13 protein-coding genes and 1 tRNA gene are annotated in these 13,441 nt (G+C 41.8%); 8 read left to right on the top strand and 6 right to left on the bottom strand.

The features are described 5' to 3' along the window. Positions 1-45: 45 nt before the first annotated feature. Together JZ787_RS04925 and JZ787_RS04920 are read left to right on the top strand one after the other, a co-directional pair. Positions 46-131 (top strand) — tRNA-Leu (locus JZ787_RS04925). 98 nt (positions 132-229) lie between these two features. Then, positions 230-598, top strand: a complete 369-nt coding sequence (locus JZ787_RS04920) for a hypothetical protein (protein ID WP_346311805.1) — start codon at positions 230-232, stop codon at positions 596-598. A gap of 54 nt (positions 599-652) precedes the next feature. Here the strand turns inward: JZ787_RS04920 and JZ787_RS04915 are convergent, their stop codons facing one another. The 4 genes from JZ787_RS04915 to rlmE all read right to left on the bottom strand — a co-directional run bounded on the left by JZ787_RS04915 (position 653) and on the right by rlmE (position 4,786). Continuing rightward, positions 653-964 (bottom strand): DUF5713 family protein, encoded by a 312-nt coding sequence (locus JZ787_RS04915; protein ID WP_004982696.1) that lies wholly within the window; start codon positions 962-964, stop codon positions 653-655. A gap of 160 nt (positions 965-1,124) precedes the next feature. Further along, positions 1,125-1,976 (bottom strand): dihydropteroate synthase, encoded by an 852-nt coding sequence (gene folP / locus JZ787_RS04910; protein ID WP_346311804.1) that lies wholly within the window; start codon positions 1,974-1,976, stop codon positions 1,125-1,127. A gap of 134 nt (positions 1,977-2,110) precedes the next feature. Continuing rightward, the gene (gene ftsH, locus JZ787_RS04905) at positions 2,111-4,003 is read right to left on the bottom strand and encodes an ATP-dependent zinc metalloprotease FtsH (RefSeq protein ID WP_005400430.1); all 1,893 of its coding nucleotides are present in this window, start codon (positions 4,001-4,003) and stop codon (positions 2,111-2,113) included. A 132-nt stretch (positions 4,004-4,135) separates the two neighbouring features. Beyond that, on the bottom strand, positions 4,136-4,786 hold the full coding sequence (gene rlmE, locus JZ787_RS04900) for a 23S rRNA (uridine(2552)-2'-O)-methyltransferase RlmE (protein ID WP_004695608.1): 651 nt from the start codon (positions 4,784-4,786) through the stop codon (positions 4,136-4,138). Between the two features lie 194 nt (positions 4,787-4,980). Here rlmE and yhbY point away from each other — a divergent pair, with 194 nt between their 5' ends. Beyond that, positions 4,981-5,304, top strand: a complete 324-nt coding sequence (gene yhbY, locus JZ787_RS04895) for a ribosome assembly RNA-binding protein YhbY (RefSeq protein ID WP_004695606.1) — start codon at positions 4,981-4,983, stop codon at positions 5,302-5,304. A 12-nt stretch (positions 5,305-5,316) separates the two neighbouring features. After that, complete coding sequence (locus tag JZ787_RS04890; RefSeq protein ID WP_004695605.1) at positions 5,317-5,856, top strand: DOMON-like domain-containing protein; 540 nt, start codon at positions 5,317-5,319, stop codon at positions 5,854-5,856. An 86-nt stretch (positions 5,857-5,942) separates the two neighbouring features. On the opposite strand, the gene JZ787_RS04885 is transcribed toward JZ787_RS04890, so the two are convergent. After that, positions 5,943-6,389 carry a hypothetical protein gene (locus JZ787_RS04885; RefSeq protein ID WP_010327273.1) on the bottom strand — a complete coding sequence of 149 codons (447 nt, stop codon included), beginning with the start codon at positions 6,387-6,389 and terminating at the stop codon, positions 5,943-5,945. A gap of 308 nt (positions 6,390-6,697) precedes the next feature. On the opposite strand from JZ787_RS04885, the gene carA reads away from it, so the two are divergent. The 4 genes from carA to JZ787_RS04865 all read left to right on the top strand — a co-directional run bounded on the left by carA (position 6,698) and on the right by JZ787_RS04865 (position 12,487). After that, positions 6,698-7,840 (top strand): glutamine-hydrolyzing carbamoyl-phosphate synthase small subunit, encoded by a 1,143-nt coding sequence (carA, locus tag JZ787_RS04880; RefSeq protein WP_346311803.1) that lies wholly within the window; start codon positions 6,698-6,700, stop codon positions 7,838-7,840. 14 nt (positions 7,841-7,854) lie between these two features. Further along, a complete protein-coding gene (gene carB / locus JZ787_RS04875) occupies positions 7,855-11,088 on the top strand; it encodes a carbamoyl-phosphate synthase large subunit (RefSeq protein WP_010327274.1) in 3,234 nt (1,077 codons plus the stop codon). A 93-nt stretch (positions 11,089-11,181) separates the two neighbouring features. Beyond that, entirely contained in the window at positions 11,182-11,658 is a 477-nt protein-coding gene (gene greA / locus JZ787_RS04870; protein ID WP_004695598.1) for a transcription elongation factor GreA, read from the top strand. A gap of 211 nt (positions 11,659-11,869) precedes the next feature. Next, on the top strand, positions 11,870-12,487 hold the full coding sequence (locus JZ787_RS04865; protein ID WP_346311802.1) for a CatB-related O-acetyltransferase: 618 nt from the start codon (positions 11,870-11,872) through the stop codon (positions 12,485-12,487). 34 nt (positions 12,488-12,521) lie between these two features. On the opposite strand, the gene JZ787_RS04860 is transcribed toward JZ787_RS04865, so the two are convergent. Continuing rightward, positions 12,522-13,004: a hypothetical protein gene (locus JZ787_RS04860; RefSeq protein ID WP_346311801.1), complete on the bottom strand. Its 483-nt coding sequence runs from the start codon at positions 13,002-13,004 to the stop codon at positions 12,522-12,524. Positions 13,005-13,441: the final 437 nt, after the last annotated feature.

Here is a 13,441-nt window from a genome sequence, read left to right as displayed (position 1 = left end):
AATAGACTTGCCAACTTTTATTTCGTCCTCTATTATTGCGCTCATGCCCGAGTGGTGAAATCGGTAGACACAGGGGATTTAAAATCCCCCGCCCACAAAGCGTGCCAGTTCGAGTCTGGCCTCGGGCACCATTCTTAAGCTAATTAAGATGGTGCAATAAAAAAATCCAGCGATATGCTGGTTTTTTTATGTCTATAATTTATGCATCGAAGCACATAACAATCACAATATGAAAAAGAATACCTTCATTATCATCCTGAGCCTAGTTTTTGCAAACGTCAGCCATGCAAACCCCACCTCACAGCAAACAGATAGCGATACCTTTTATGACTTGTTTGCAGGCACAATTATTGAAAAAGACCGTCAACTCTATTTACATGCGTGTAAATCAGTAGATGCTCATTTTAAATTAAGCTTTAATCACACTAAAGATGAGCAACATATTCGTAAGGTCATGAAAAAGCATCCAAAATTTTGGCTGAATCTCAGTGCAAATGCTGAAATGGTCGAAGGCGAATACGTGATGACAGTCGATGCGATTGGAGATGAACATTTGAACCAAAATTGTCATCTCACCGATCTTTTAGATGAGTTATAACAGCAATCTCAGCTTCTAAAGCAAAACCAACAGAACTTGAAATGAGAGAGTGGCTCACCACTCTCTGTTCACCACCAATTCTTCCATTTCAATATCCATAAACCCAGCATCTTGTACCACCATCATCATCGCTTCAGCAATAAAATCAGCAGCAGAGTCATCTAATGATGAATCTAGATCTTCAAAATGCGGCTTCATTTCATTAATTTCAGCCACTGTGGCATTGGCATATTGATAAATATCACCCTCAGATTTTGCTTTTACAATTTTTTTAGCAAAAGTCTCGACATGCTGCTTCACTTCAGCAACAAGAATATCGGGATAATATTCATCATCAAACATAGGGAGAAGTAAATCTGCAAACATACAGGCACTCAAAATGAGAAACTTAAAAAACGAGTCTGTATAACATAAACCAAACAAATCGCCAAATAAAAAAGCAGCATCTGAAGATGCTGCCAGTCTAACAATCTGATATAGATCAAATTTTCAAATTAAATCATTAGCTCGGCATTCCGCCGCCCCATTAAGCCATATTCATCGCTTGCCAAACCTTGATCGCATCACTCATGGCTTTAACATCATGGGCACGCACCATACACGCGCCTTGTTGAATACTCAGCAAATGTCCCGCTACAGAACCCACAGCCCTCTGCCCTGCATCTGCCCCACCTAAGGCTTCGCCGATAAAGCGTTTCCGTGATAATGCGGACAAGATAGGATACCCAAGTTGATTCAGCTGATGGAATTCTTTTAAAAGCTTAAGGTTCTGCTTTGCATTTTTAGCAAAGCCAAAACCCGGATCAATCATGATATTTTCAGCTTTGACACCAGCCTTGAGTGCATCCGTCACGCGCTGGGAAAGCTCAGTCATCACATCTAGAGTGACATTATCATATTGATCTAAACCATTCATGGTGGTCGGTTCACCACGCATATGCATGATAATCACTGGAATATTCAGTTCAGCTGCCGTCTCTAAAGCATTAGAACGTGTTAATGCTCTCACATCATTCCAGATATGTGCGCCTGCTGCGACTGCAGCTTGAATCACTTCAGGTTGAGAGGTATCAATCGAAATGACTACATCAAGTTCAGCCAAAGCTTCCACCACTGGGACGACACGACGAATCTCTTCTTCAACCTCAACTACAGATGCACCTGGACGTGTAGATTCACCCCCAACATCGATGACTGTCGCCCCATCCACAATCATTTGCTGAGCATGCGCAAGCGCTTGTGCTTCGCCATTATGTTTACCACCATCACTGAACGAATCTGGCGTCACATTTAAAATACCCATCACATGCGGTACCGATAGATCGAGTGATAGCTCACCACAACGTAGGATTTTCTTCGGCAAAGCCATCAATTGCATGTGATATTCTCCAGTTCAACTTGCGTTATCTTAACGCGTTCCCACTTTTACGTGCTTATTTTTCTTCATCGGTGGCGGAAAATCGCGCAATAAAAAACCACCCGAAGGCGGTTTTTTATTTTAACTTTTAAAAATTAAGTTGCTGATGGTAATGGTGGCGGTGTGCTTGGACCATCTGTTGGAGTTACATCAATCACAGGATTTTCTGCAACATACACTTTTGGTGGTTGTGGCTCACGACCTTCCATAATGTCACGAATTTGCTCTCGATCAATCGTTTCCCATTCCATCAAAGCTTTCACCATCGCATGAGCAATATCTTTATTGTTTTCCAAGATATTGCGTGCGACATGGTATTGCTCATCGATGATACGGCGAACTTCAGCATCTACTTGCTGCTGCGTTGCTTCAGAAATCGTACGACTACCAATGCTGCCCATGAATGATTGCTGAGAATCATCTTCATACACCATTACACCAAGTTTGTCAGACATACCGTACTTAGTCACCATCGCACGTGCCATTTTAGTTGCGCGTTCAAAGTCGTTTGAAGCACCTGTCGACATTTGGTTGATAAAGATTTCTTCAGCAATACGACCACCAAACAAAATTGAAAGTTCATTCAACATTTTGTCTTTATAGTGGCTGGTTTGGTCATGTTCAGGCAACTGCCATGTTACGCCCAACGCCCAACCACGCGGCATAATGGTCACTTTGTGTACAGGGTCTGTACCCGGTAGAATTTCAGCCACAATCGCATGACCAGCTTCATGGTACGCGGTTGCACGACGCTCTTCTTCACGAATCACCATCGACTTACGTTCAGGGCCCATGTACAACTTGTCTTTTGCATCTTCAAAATCATGCATATCGACAGTGTTCTTGTTACGACGCGCAGCAAATAATGCAGCTTCGTTCACAAGATTCGCCAATTGTGCACCCGAGAAGCCCGGCGTACCACGTGCAAGCACTTGTACATCGACACCAGTCACTGAAGGTAATTTTTTCATGTGAACATTTAAAATTTGCTCACGACCTTTAATGTCTGGCAGACCAACCATTACTTGGCGGTCAAAACGACCTGGACGGAGTAAAGCTTTATCCAGTACATCGGCACGGTTTGTCGCAGCAATGACGATAATACCTTCATTACCTTCAAAGCCGTCCATTTCCACCAACATTTGGTTCAAGGTTTGCTCACGCTCATCGTGACCACCACCTGTACCTGAACCACGATGACGACCCACAGCATCAATCTCATCAATAAAGATGATACATGGTGCATGACGTTTCGCTTGTTCAAACATGTCACGGACACGAGACGCACCCACACCCACGAACATTTCAACAAAGTCAGAACCAGAAATACTAAAGAATGGTACTTTCGCTTCGCCTGCAATTGCTTTTGCAAGTAAAGTTTTACCTGTACCCGGTGGACCCACCATTAACACGCCTTTAGGAATCGTTGCACCTAAACGTTTAAATTTTGAAGGGTCTTTTAAGAAATCAACAATTTCTACAACTTCTTGCTTTGCTTCATCACAGCCAGCGACGTCGGTAAAAGTCACTTTAATTTGGTCTTCTGCCAACATTTTTGCTTTTGACTTACCAAAACTCATTGGACCGTTTTTACCACCTGCTCCGCCACCCATGTTGCGCATAAAGAACATGAATAACAAAATGATTAAAAGTACAGGGAAGCTTGCGATCAAAAGTTGCATCAATAAACCTTGACGTGCAGGTGCAGTACCTTCAACGACAACGTTATTTTTAATCAGATTAGGCATAAGCTCTGGGTCTTGAACCGCAGGACGAATACTTTCAAACTCTGAACCGTTTGATTTTTGGCCATGAATTCGTTCGCCATCAATTGTCACTTGCTTAATTTGACCAGCATTCACCGCAGCAACAAACTCTGAATAATTCATCGCTGTCGGCTTTTCATTGCTACTGACATTACTGAAAATAAGGATCAGTACGCCCAGTATCACTAGCCACAATATGGCATTCTTGAAGAGATCGCTCAAAGCTTTATTCCCATATCAATCTAATTTGATCATGCCCTATCGGGTGACCTTAAAGTTTCTGCTGAAGATCAGCTTCGCAAAATAATAAAAAGGTACAAAATGCACAATTTTTAACGACTTGGCAAGTAAACTTTATTTGAAAGCCTTCTTACGGCCTTGCCCAACTAAGAATACTTCCTTAGATCGGGCACGTGATGCAGCAGGTTTTACTGTCTTTAACACATCAAAGTTGTCGACTACTTGCTTACGGAACTCGTCAAAGCCTGTACCTTGGAATACCTTTACAACAAATTGACCATTTGGACCGAGCACTTTCGTAGCAAAATCGATGGCCAATTCACAGAGGTAAATCTGGCGAGGTTGATCTACAGCCTTGTTACCTGAAGTATTGGGGGCCATATCTGAAATTACAACGTCTACTTTACGTCCATCTAAAATATTTAACAATTTATCGAATACTTCTTGCTCACGAAAGTCACCTTGCAAGAAGGTCACATCTGGAAGTGCATCCATTTCCAAAATATCAGATGCAACCACTAATCCTCGATCACCGACCAGCTTTCCTGCAATTTGTGACCAACTTCCAGGTGCAGCACCCAAGTCAACCACGGTCATGCCAGGACGAATGATGTTATATTTTTCTTGAATTTCAAGTAATTTATAAGCTGCACGTGCTCTATAACCTTCTTTTTGCGCTTTTTTCACAAAATGGTCATCAAGGTGCTCTCTCATCCACGCACGGCTACTTTTGGATAACTTTTGGTTGGTAATGCGTGTTGCCATATCTCTCTAAAACATTAAAATTTCTTAAACTTAATTGTACGTTAAATTCTCTAGGCTTGCAGTATACATCTGTATCCAAATCTTGGGTTTTAGTTGTTTTTTTCTATTATCTAAATCGATTATTTCCACAGAATATACAGCGTTTAATTTCGCAGTTTGTTATACTAAGCCGTTTTTAAAATTAGGTTATCTTTATGGCGACTTTATCCATTCAGGAACGCAAGCGTTTGCGTCAAATCGGTCATGCTTTAAACCCTGTGGTAATGCTTGGCGGTTCAGGTCTGACTGAAAATGTCGTTGAAGAAATTTTACGTGCTTTAAACGACCACGAATTGATTAAAGTCAAAGTCGCGGGTGAAGACCGTGAAGAGCGCGCTGCAATCATTGCAGAAATTGCCTCAACTACAGGTGCAGAAATTGTACAGACCATTGGTAAAATTGCGTTGCTTTACAAAAAAGCGGCGAAACAAAATGCCAAATTGTCTAATTTAGTTCGTTTCGCTCACGCAGCAAAATAATTGTAGTTTTTTATGGCAAGTTACGAACTCAGTGCATTTGATCGTCGCTTTCAAGCAATTTCGCTTGTTGGTGCGATTGAACAACAAAGCCCATATGCTCTCAATATCGGCTTTTGGTTACGCGATCCCAATTTGTACATGCACTGGCCCGAAGTCGTGAATGCAAATCCTCGTCAAGACTTTTTATGGGAAAACACCTGTTTTGAAGTCTTTATCGGGGTAAAAGGCGAAGATTATTATCGCGAGATCAATCTCTCCCCTTCGCAAGCTTGGCAGGCCTATCAGTTTGAGGAATATCGCTATCCTGAAGATATGCCGCCACAGGTCGCTTACGATATTGAACTCAATCAATTGAAGCGCACCCACTATGGTTTAAATGTCAGCATTGATCTGACTGAATTTATGCTGCAACACAAACTCAAATGGGCTGACCTATATCTGGGTTTATCCGCGGTGTTGAATACATCACAAGGTCAACAGTTCTATGCCATGCAGCATAGTGGTCAACAAGCTGATTTTCACAATAAACGTGACTGGTTGCATCAGTTTTAATCCAGACAAATAAACCAGAGCAATAAAAAAGTGAGGCTATGACCTCACTTTTTTATGCACTTAATCTTGAGCCTCGTACAGCTAGATTACTTACTTGAAACCTTATTCCACGCATCTAAGGTGTGTTCTTTTGAACGCTTGAAAGTTTCAGTCAACTGATCTTTATGTTTTACTGAAATTTCGCTGACATCACCTTTTAACTCTTTACCTAGTTTGGTCAAGTCATCTAAAACGGCCGTAAACTCAGTTTTAACAAACTCTTTTAGTTCAGTTAAGTCTTTTTGAGAGTTCGATAGCTGCCCTTTAATGGTTTCTAAGCGCAGTAAAAGATCTTGTTTAAATTGGCGGAGTTGCTCTTGCACACTGGCATTCAACTGCTTCGCTTCAGCCTCAAGCTTTTCTTTACTTTCAACTACCGCTTCAGTGACCTGCTCTGTCGCTTCTTTCGCCACTTGCTCAAGCTTTTCAGTGCTTTCTGCAACGACTTCTTTCAACGCTGGCTTTGGTTTGGTCACTTTGTCTTGTTCAGTCATGATGTTATTCCTGTTGTTATATACACAGCGACAGCTTAGCGTGATTCGATAAAATTTAGATTTTGATTTGTTAGACAATTATTTGTTGTTACATTTTTCTTTACAAAACTTAGAAACAGCTTCCGCTACAAAATAAAAGCACTTTATCTTGCTAATTCCATCTTATTGGCATGGACTTTGTTAGTGAAGTTGCGTATAGTGCCATGTTAAGTTCAAGCGAGCAGACATAGGGAGGGTAGGTTTTTAGATAGCCTTCCTTTTTTTTCGTCTACTCGCTTTTTTACAGCCTAAATTTCAGGAGCTTTGGTTTGAGCACCCCAGCAATTTTAGCCCTTGCCGATGGTACGATCTTTAAAGGAACGTCTATTGGTGCATCGGGTAGTACGACTGGTGAAGTCGTTTTCAACACTGCCATGACTGGCTATCAAGAAATTTTGACTGACCCGAGTTATGCACAGCAACTTGTGACTTTAACATACCCTCATATCGGTAACACAGGTTGTAATGATGAAGACGCTGAGTCAGGTCGAATTCATAAAGTATGGGCCAACGGATTAATCATTCGTGACCTACCTTTATTGCATAGCAACTTCCGATCAACGCAATCTTTAGGCGAATACTTAAAAGAACATAATGTTGTCGCAATTGCGGATATTGATACACGTAAATTAACACGTATTTTGCGTGACAAAGGTGCGCAAAATGGTTGCATCCTTGCTGGTGAAAATATTTCTGAAGAGCAGGCTTTAGAAAAAGCACGCGCATTCGGTGGTTTAAATGGTTTAGACCTAGCGAAAGAATGCTGTGATCCAACTGGTTTCGAATGGACAGAAGGTTCTTGGGTATTAGGCAAAGGCTTCACACAACCTGAACTTAAATTCCATGTTGTTGCATACGACTACGGTGTCAAAACCAACATCTTACGTATGCTTGCAGACCGCGGTTGTAAACTCACTGTCGTGCCTGCACAAACTCCTGCTGCTGACGTGCTAGCATTGAATCCAGATGGCGTGTTCTTATCGAACGGTCCTGGCGATCCAGCTGCATGTGACTACGCAATTGAAGCTGTAAAAACAATTGTAGAAGACGCTCGCAACCTACCCGTCTTTGGTATTTGCTTGGGTCACCAAATTCTTGCACTTGCCTCAGGTGCAAAAACAGTGAAAATGCCGCATGGTCACCACGGTGCTAACCACCCTGTTCAAAACATGGAAACAGGCACAGTGATGATTACTTCTCAAAACCACGGCTTCGCAGTGGATGCAGAAACACTTCCTGCAAACTTGAAAGCTACGCACAAGTCTTTGTTCGATCAAACTCTTCAAGGGATTCATCGTACAGACAAACCAGCGTTCAGCTTCCAAGGTCACCCTGAAGCAAGCCCTGGTCCGCATGACTGCGCACCATTGTTCGATCATTTCATCGAACTTATCGAAGCATCTAAGAAGTAATTAAGGAAGCGATCATGGCTAAACGTACAGACATTAAAAGTATCTTAATTATTGGTGCAGGTCCGATTGTCATCGGACAGGCATGTGAGTTTGACTACTCAGGTGCGCAAGCGTGTAAGGCTCTTCGTGAAGAAGGCTACCGTGTTATTTTGGTGAACTCTAACCCAGCAACCATTATGACCGACCCTGCGATGGCAGACGCAACATATATCGAGCCAATCACTTGGCAGACTGTTGCACAAATCATTGAAAAAGAGCGTCCAGATGCTGTCCTTCCAACAATGGGTGGTCAAACAGCATTGAACTGTGCGCTTGCACTTGATGCCAACGGTATTTTAGAAAAATACAATGTTGAATTGATTGGTGCGACTAAAGAAGCAATTGAAAAAGCTGAAGACCGTAAACTGTTTGATGAAGCAATGCGTAAAATTGGTCTTGAATGTCCAAAAGCTGCGATTGCTGAAAACATGGAAGAAGCTTTAGAGATTCAAGCGCGCTTCGGCTTCCCTGTGATTATCCGTCCGTCATTCACGATGGGTGGTTCGGGTGGCGGTATCGCTTATAACAAAGAAGAATTCCTTGAAATCTGTGAACGCGGTTTCGATCTTTCTCCAACCAAACAATTATTGATTGATGAATCTTTAATTGGTTGGAAAGAATACGAGATGGAAGTTGTTCGTGACAAAAACGACAACTGTATTATCGTTTGTGCGATCGAAAACTTTGACCCAATGGGCGTGCACACAGGTGACTCAATCACTGTTGCGCCTGCGCAAACATTAACAGACAAAGAATATCAATTGATGCGTAATGCATCTTTAGCAGTTCTTCGTGAAATTGGTGTAGAAACAGGTGGTTCTAACGTTCAGTTCGGTATTTGCCCAGATACTGGCCGTATGGTGATCATCGAGATGAACCCGCGTGTATCGCGCTCATCTGCCCTTGCATCAAAAGCAACAGGTTTCCCGATTGCAAAAATCGCCGCGAAATTGGCTGTCGGTTATACCCTTGATGAATTAAAAAATGACATCACGGGCGGAACGACTCCTGCTTCGTTCGAACCTGCAATTGACTACGTGGTAACAAAAATTCCACGTTTCAACTTCGAAAAATTCCCACAAGCAGATGCAACACTGACCACACAGATGAAATCTGTGGGTGAAGTAATGGCCATTGGTCGTAACTTCCAAGAGTCTGTAAACAAAGCACTTCGTGGTCTTGAAGTGGGTGCGTGTGGTTTTGATGAAAAAATCGCAGTAGGAACTGAAGGCGCGAAAGAAAAGATCTTGGTTGAACTTAAAGTTCCGGGTCCAGAGCGTATTTGGTATGTGGCTGACGCATTCCGTCATGGTTTCACCTTAGAAGACGTGTTCCAAGCGACGAAAATCGATAAATGGTTCTTGATCCAAATCGAAGACATCATCAAAACTGAAAATGAAATCAAAACTTTAGGTTTTGGTGATCTAAACGCAGACAACATCCGTTCGTTCAAACGTAAAGGTTTATCTGACCTTCGCATCGCGAACTTGATGGGTATTTCACAAAAACAATTCCGTAAGCACCGTTGGAACTTGGGCGTAACGCCAGTTTACAAACGTGTGGATACCTGTGCAGCAGAGTTCGAATCTGACACTGCATACATGTATTCAACTTACGATGATGAGTGTGAATCAAACCCATCTGATAAAGATAAGATTATGGTGATCGGTGGTGGTCCGAACCGTATTGGTCAAGGTATCGAATTCGATTACTGCTGTGTGCACGCGGCACTTGCAATGCGTGAAGATGGCTACGAAACCATCATGGTGAACTGTAACCCTGAAACAGTTTCAACAGATTACGACACTTCAGATCGCTTGTACTTCGAACCAATCACTTTGGAAGATGTACTTGAAATCGTTCGTACTGAAAAGCCAAAAGGCATTATCGTTCAGTATGGTGGTCAGACTCCGCTTAAATTGGCTCGTGCTTTAGAAGAAGCAGGTGCGCCAATTATCGGTACATCACCAGATGCGATTGACCGAGCAGAAGACCGTGAACGTTTCCAACAAATGATTCAACGTCTTCAACTTCGCCAGCCAAACAACAGCATTGTAAAATCTGCTGAAGAAGGTATGGCTGAAGCATCGAAAGTAGGCTACCCACTGGTGGTGCGTCCTTCTTATGTACTCGGTGGTCGTGCGATGGAAATCGTATACAACGACGAAGAGCTTAAACGCTACTTACGTGATGCGGTACAAGCATCAAATGAAGCGCCAGTTCTTCTTGACCGTTTCTTAGATGATGCGATCGAAGTTGACGTAGACTGTGTATCTGACGGTAAAGACGTTGTGATTGGCGGTATTATGCAGCACATTGAACAAGCAGGGATTCACTCAGGTGACTCAGCATGTTCGATTCCTCCATACTCACTCTCAGTTGAAATCCAAGACGAAATGCGTCGTCAAACCGTTGCTATGGCGAAAGAGCTTGGCGTTGTTGGTTTGATGAATGTACAGTTTGCTGTGAAAGGCGAAGACGTTTACATCCTAGAAGTGAACCCACGTGCGTCTCGTACTGTGCCATTCGTTTCTAAATGTATCGGTGAGTCTTTAGCGAAAGTTGCTGCGCGTTGTATGGCGGGTCAGTCTTTAGAATCTCAAGGATTCACTAAAGAAATCATCCCGACTCACTTCTCTGTAAAAGAAGCGGTGTTCCCGTTCAACAAGTTCCCGGGTGTTGACCCTATTCTTGGCCCTGAGATGAAATCTACAGGCGAAGTAATGGGTGTAGGTAAAACATTTGGTGAAGCATTCTACAAAGCTGTGTTAGGCTCGAATGAACGCGTACCGGGTCTTCCTACAGAAGGCGAAGTGAAGCATGCATTTATCTCTGTGCGTGATTCAGACAAGCCTCGTGCTGTTGGTATTGCGAAGCAACTGGTAGGCTTTGGCTTCAAAGTACTTGCGACTGGCGGTACTTATGAGTTCATTAAAGCTGCGGGTATTGAGTGTGAACGTGTAAATAAAGTCACTGAAGGCCGTCCTAATATCGTGGACCGCTTGAAAAATGGCGAAGTTCACCTCATTATCAATACAACTGAAGGCAAACAAGCTCAACAAGATTCGTTCTCGATTCGTCGTTCAGCGCTTCAAGCGAAAGTGTATAACACTACGACCTTGAACGGTGCTGATGCTGTATGCCAAGCTTTTGCGATTCAATTGCCAATGGATGTATACCGTTTGCAAGATTTACAAACTGTAGGTTAATTCGTTTACCGAGAAGTCCCGTCACCTCTCGGTGGCGGGCTTTTTTCATTTATAAACCTATATTTTTTACACTCATAGACTTGAGGGACAACAATGCAACGTTATCCTATGACTCCCCAAGGCAAATTAGCCTTAGAGAAAGAATTACATCAATTAAAAAGTATTGAACGTCCACGTATTATTGCGGCAATTGCTGAAGCACGTGAGCACGGGGATTTAAAAGAAAATGCGGAATACCATGCTGCACGTGAGCAACAAGGTTTCTGTGAAGGTCGTGTTCAAGACATCGAAGGTAAATTGGGTGCGGCTCAAGTTATCGATGTAAAAGAACTTGAACAGAACGGTCGCGTGGTTTTTGGGGTGACAGTCACTATCGAAAACTTAGACACCGAAGAACAAAAGACCTATATGATCGTGGGTGACGACGAAGCTGATTTTAAAATCAATAAAATTTCAGTGAACTCTCCTATCGCACGTGGCCTTTTGGGAAAAAGCGAAGGCGATGAGGTAAAAATTCAAACTCCTCAGGGTGAAGTTGAATACGAAATTGTGAAAGTTGCATATATCTAAGTTTCTTTGATATTTACGGCTGTAGAAACCCCTCGATTGAGGGGTTTTTTGTTTTTGTATTTTACCAAATAGCTCTTCCTAGCCCTCTTCTTATCCACGTGGGAAATTTCACTCCAAGAATGAGATAGATTTAGGGTATTCATTTCCCCTCTTTATCAAAGCAAGACTTTTATTTGTTATAATTTCTCACACTCTTCAACGCTGTCTTTTTATGTCTGAGCCACTGATTAATTCTCCTGTCAAACACTGGTGTGAGTTTGAGTTCATCTCTAAAACGGTGAAGAATCCGAATATTCACATTAAAGGGAATTACTCTTACTATTCAGCGTATTGGGATCAAGGTTTTGAACGTTGTGTCGTGCGTTATTTGCATGATAAGCCCTCGACCATAGACAAACCAATTGATCAACTCTATATCGGCAACTTCGTCTGTTTTGGCGCAGAATGCGTCATTATGATGGGTGGTAACCAACTGCATCGTACTGACTGGATTTCGGCTTTTCCTTTTGATACACGTAGTTTTATTCCCGCAGGTGATACCATCATTGGAGATGGCTGCTGGATTGGCTCTCGTGCCATGATTATGCAGGGTGTGGAGTTAGGTGAAGGCGCAGTGGTCGCAACAGGTGCTGTCGTGACCAAAGATGTTCCACCCTATGCAGTTGTGGGTGGTGTACCTGCTAAAGTGATTAAATATCGTTTTTCTGAACAAGATATTGAAAAACTGCTTGCACTGAAGCTCTATGCCTTAGATGAAAAGCAGTTTTTAAAAATGCGGGAGCAGTTACAGACGGATGATGTTACTCAACTCATTGAACACCTGAATTAAACGTCTGTTGTAAGATAGCATCTCATTCTTCTTGTTATACCCTCACCCGAAAAGAATCGATCATTTTAAAAGAATCTTGTTGTATTTCTTGCCAATGCGGAAGCAATTCTGCATGAAAATAGATCGTTATATAGCTCGTATTGAATCCATAATTTGGTACGTGATAACTTAATTCACAACTTGTATTTTCACTTTGAAAGTAATGGCAATTAATGATAGCACCCACTCCTTTCCCCTCAATTTCTTGCCAAAAAACCCTTTGAGAAACCCGCCCAATTCCTCTAACATCTATTTGGTAAAGCCCAAGATTTGGGTTAAATACTTTTTTTTCATTGATCTCTTTTGCGCTCATCTCTTCATGTGTTGCTATATCTCTTAGGTAGAGTTTTAAACTAGCAATTGAATCAAAAAAGCCTTTGTTCTCTTGTTCTTCTAGCCATATAGTCCGCTGATTGAGTGCTACTGTGATGTTATTTACATTTTTTGAATCCAACTGAAATCCATCTGATGGCTCCATTTCAGGCTATTTGACGTCAAAACTAGCATTTTGAATCTGATCATCGCATCCTTTGATATTATGCTGTTCTCTAACATTCTTGCCCCAATAGTTCACATCTTGGTATTCAACTCTTGCAAAAAATAGATAATTTCGATCGATCTTCATTTGTTGATCACCAAATCTCCCACACTCGTAAGGCTGATCTTTTATACTTGGAATATCACTAGGTTCTAAAATTATGGCAATAAAGATCACAATACTAATAATTATTGGTGACAATAATAGTAAGACTAAAAAATCTACGACTGTAAGTGGTTTTCTGAGAAAATCTAAAATCATGAGTGCCTTAGTTGGTAAATATTTAGCTACCTAATGCTTAACATCTAATAAGTTACTAAAATATATTGTTTTATTTTCTATCATTATCATTAAAATTTAATCACTTATTCTTCTTT

Source organism: Acinetobacter sp. BWR-L5 (assembly GCF_039655985.1).
GTDB lineage: Bacteria > Pseudomonadota > Gammaproteobacteria > Pseudomonadales > Moraxellaceae > Acinetobacter > Acinetobacter johnsonii.
This window is presented reverse-complemented; position numbering and strand designations above follow the sequence as displayed.

What these genes read in the sequence shown, in the direction of transcription:
- JZ787_RS04890 (WP_004695605.1), top strand. Translation starts at nt 5,317, where the DNA reads ATGGCAAGTTACGAACTCAGTGCATTTGATCGTCGCTTTCAAGCAATT.
- JZ787_RS04915 (WP_004982696.1), bottom strand. Translation starts at nt 964, where the DNA reads ATGTTTGCAGATTTACTTCTCCCTATGTTTGATGATGAATATTATCCC.
- yhbY (WP_004695606.1), top strand. Translation starts at nt 4,981, where the DNA reads ATGGCGACTTTATCCATTCAGGAACGCAAGCGTTTGCGTCAAATCGGT.
- rlmE (WP_004695608.1), bottom strand. Translation starts at nt 4,786, where the DNA reads ATGGCAACACGCATTACCAACCAAAAGTTATCCAAAAGTAGCCGTGCG.
- folP (WP_346311804.1), bottom strand. Translation starts at nt 1,976, where the DNA reads ATGCAATTGATGGCTTTGCCGAAGAAAATCCTACGTTGTGGTGAGCTA.
- JZ787_RS04865 (WP_346311802.1), top strand. Translation starts at nt 11,870, where the DNA reads ATGTCTGAGCCACTGATTAATTCTCCTGTCAAACACTGGTGTGAGTTT.
- JZ787_RS04920 (WP_346311805.1), top strand. Translation starts at nt 230, where the DNA reads ATGAAAAAGAATACCTTCATTATCATCCTGAGCCTAGTTTTTGCAAAC.
- JZ787_RS04885 (WP_010327273.1), bottom strand. Translation starts at nt 6,389, where the DNA reads ATGACTGAACAAGACAAAGTGACCAAACCAAAGCCAGCGTTGAAAGAA.
- JZ787_RS04860 (WP_346311801.1), bottom strand. Translation starts at nt 13,004, where the DNA reads ATGGAGCCATCAGATGGATTTCAGTTGGATTCAAAAAATGTAAATAAC.
- greA (WP_004695598.1), top strand. Translation starts at nt 11,182, where the DNA reads ATGCAACGTTATCCTATGACTCCCCAAGGCAAATTAGCCTTAGAGAAA.
- carB (WP_010327274.1), top strand. Translation starts at nt 7,855, where the DNA reads ATGGCTAAACGTACAGACATTAAAAGTATCTTAATTATTGGTGCAGGT.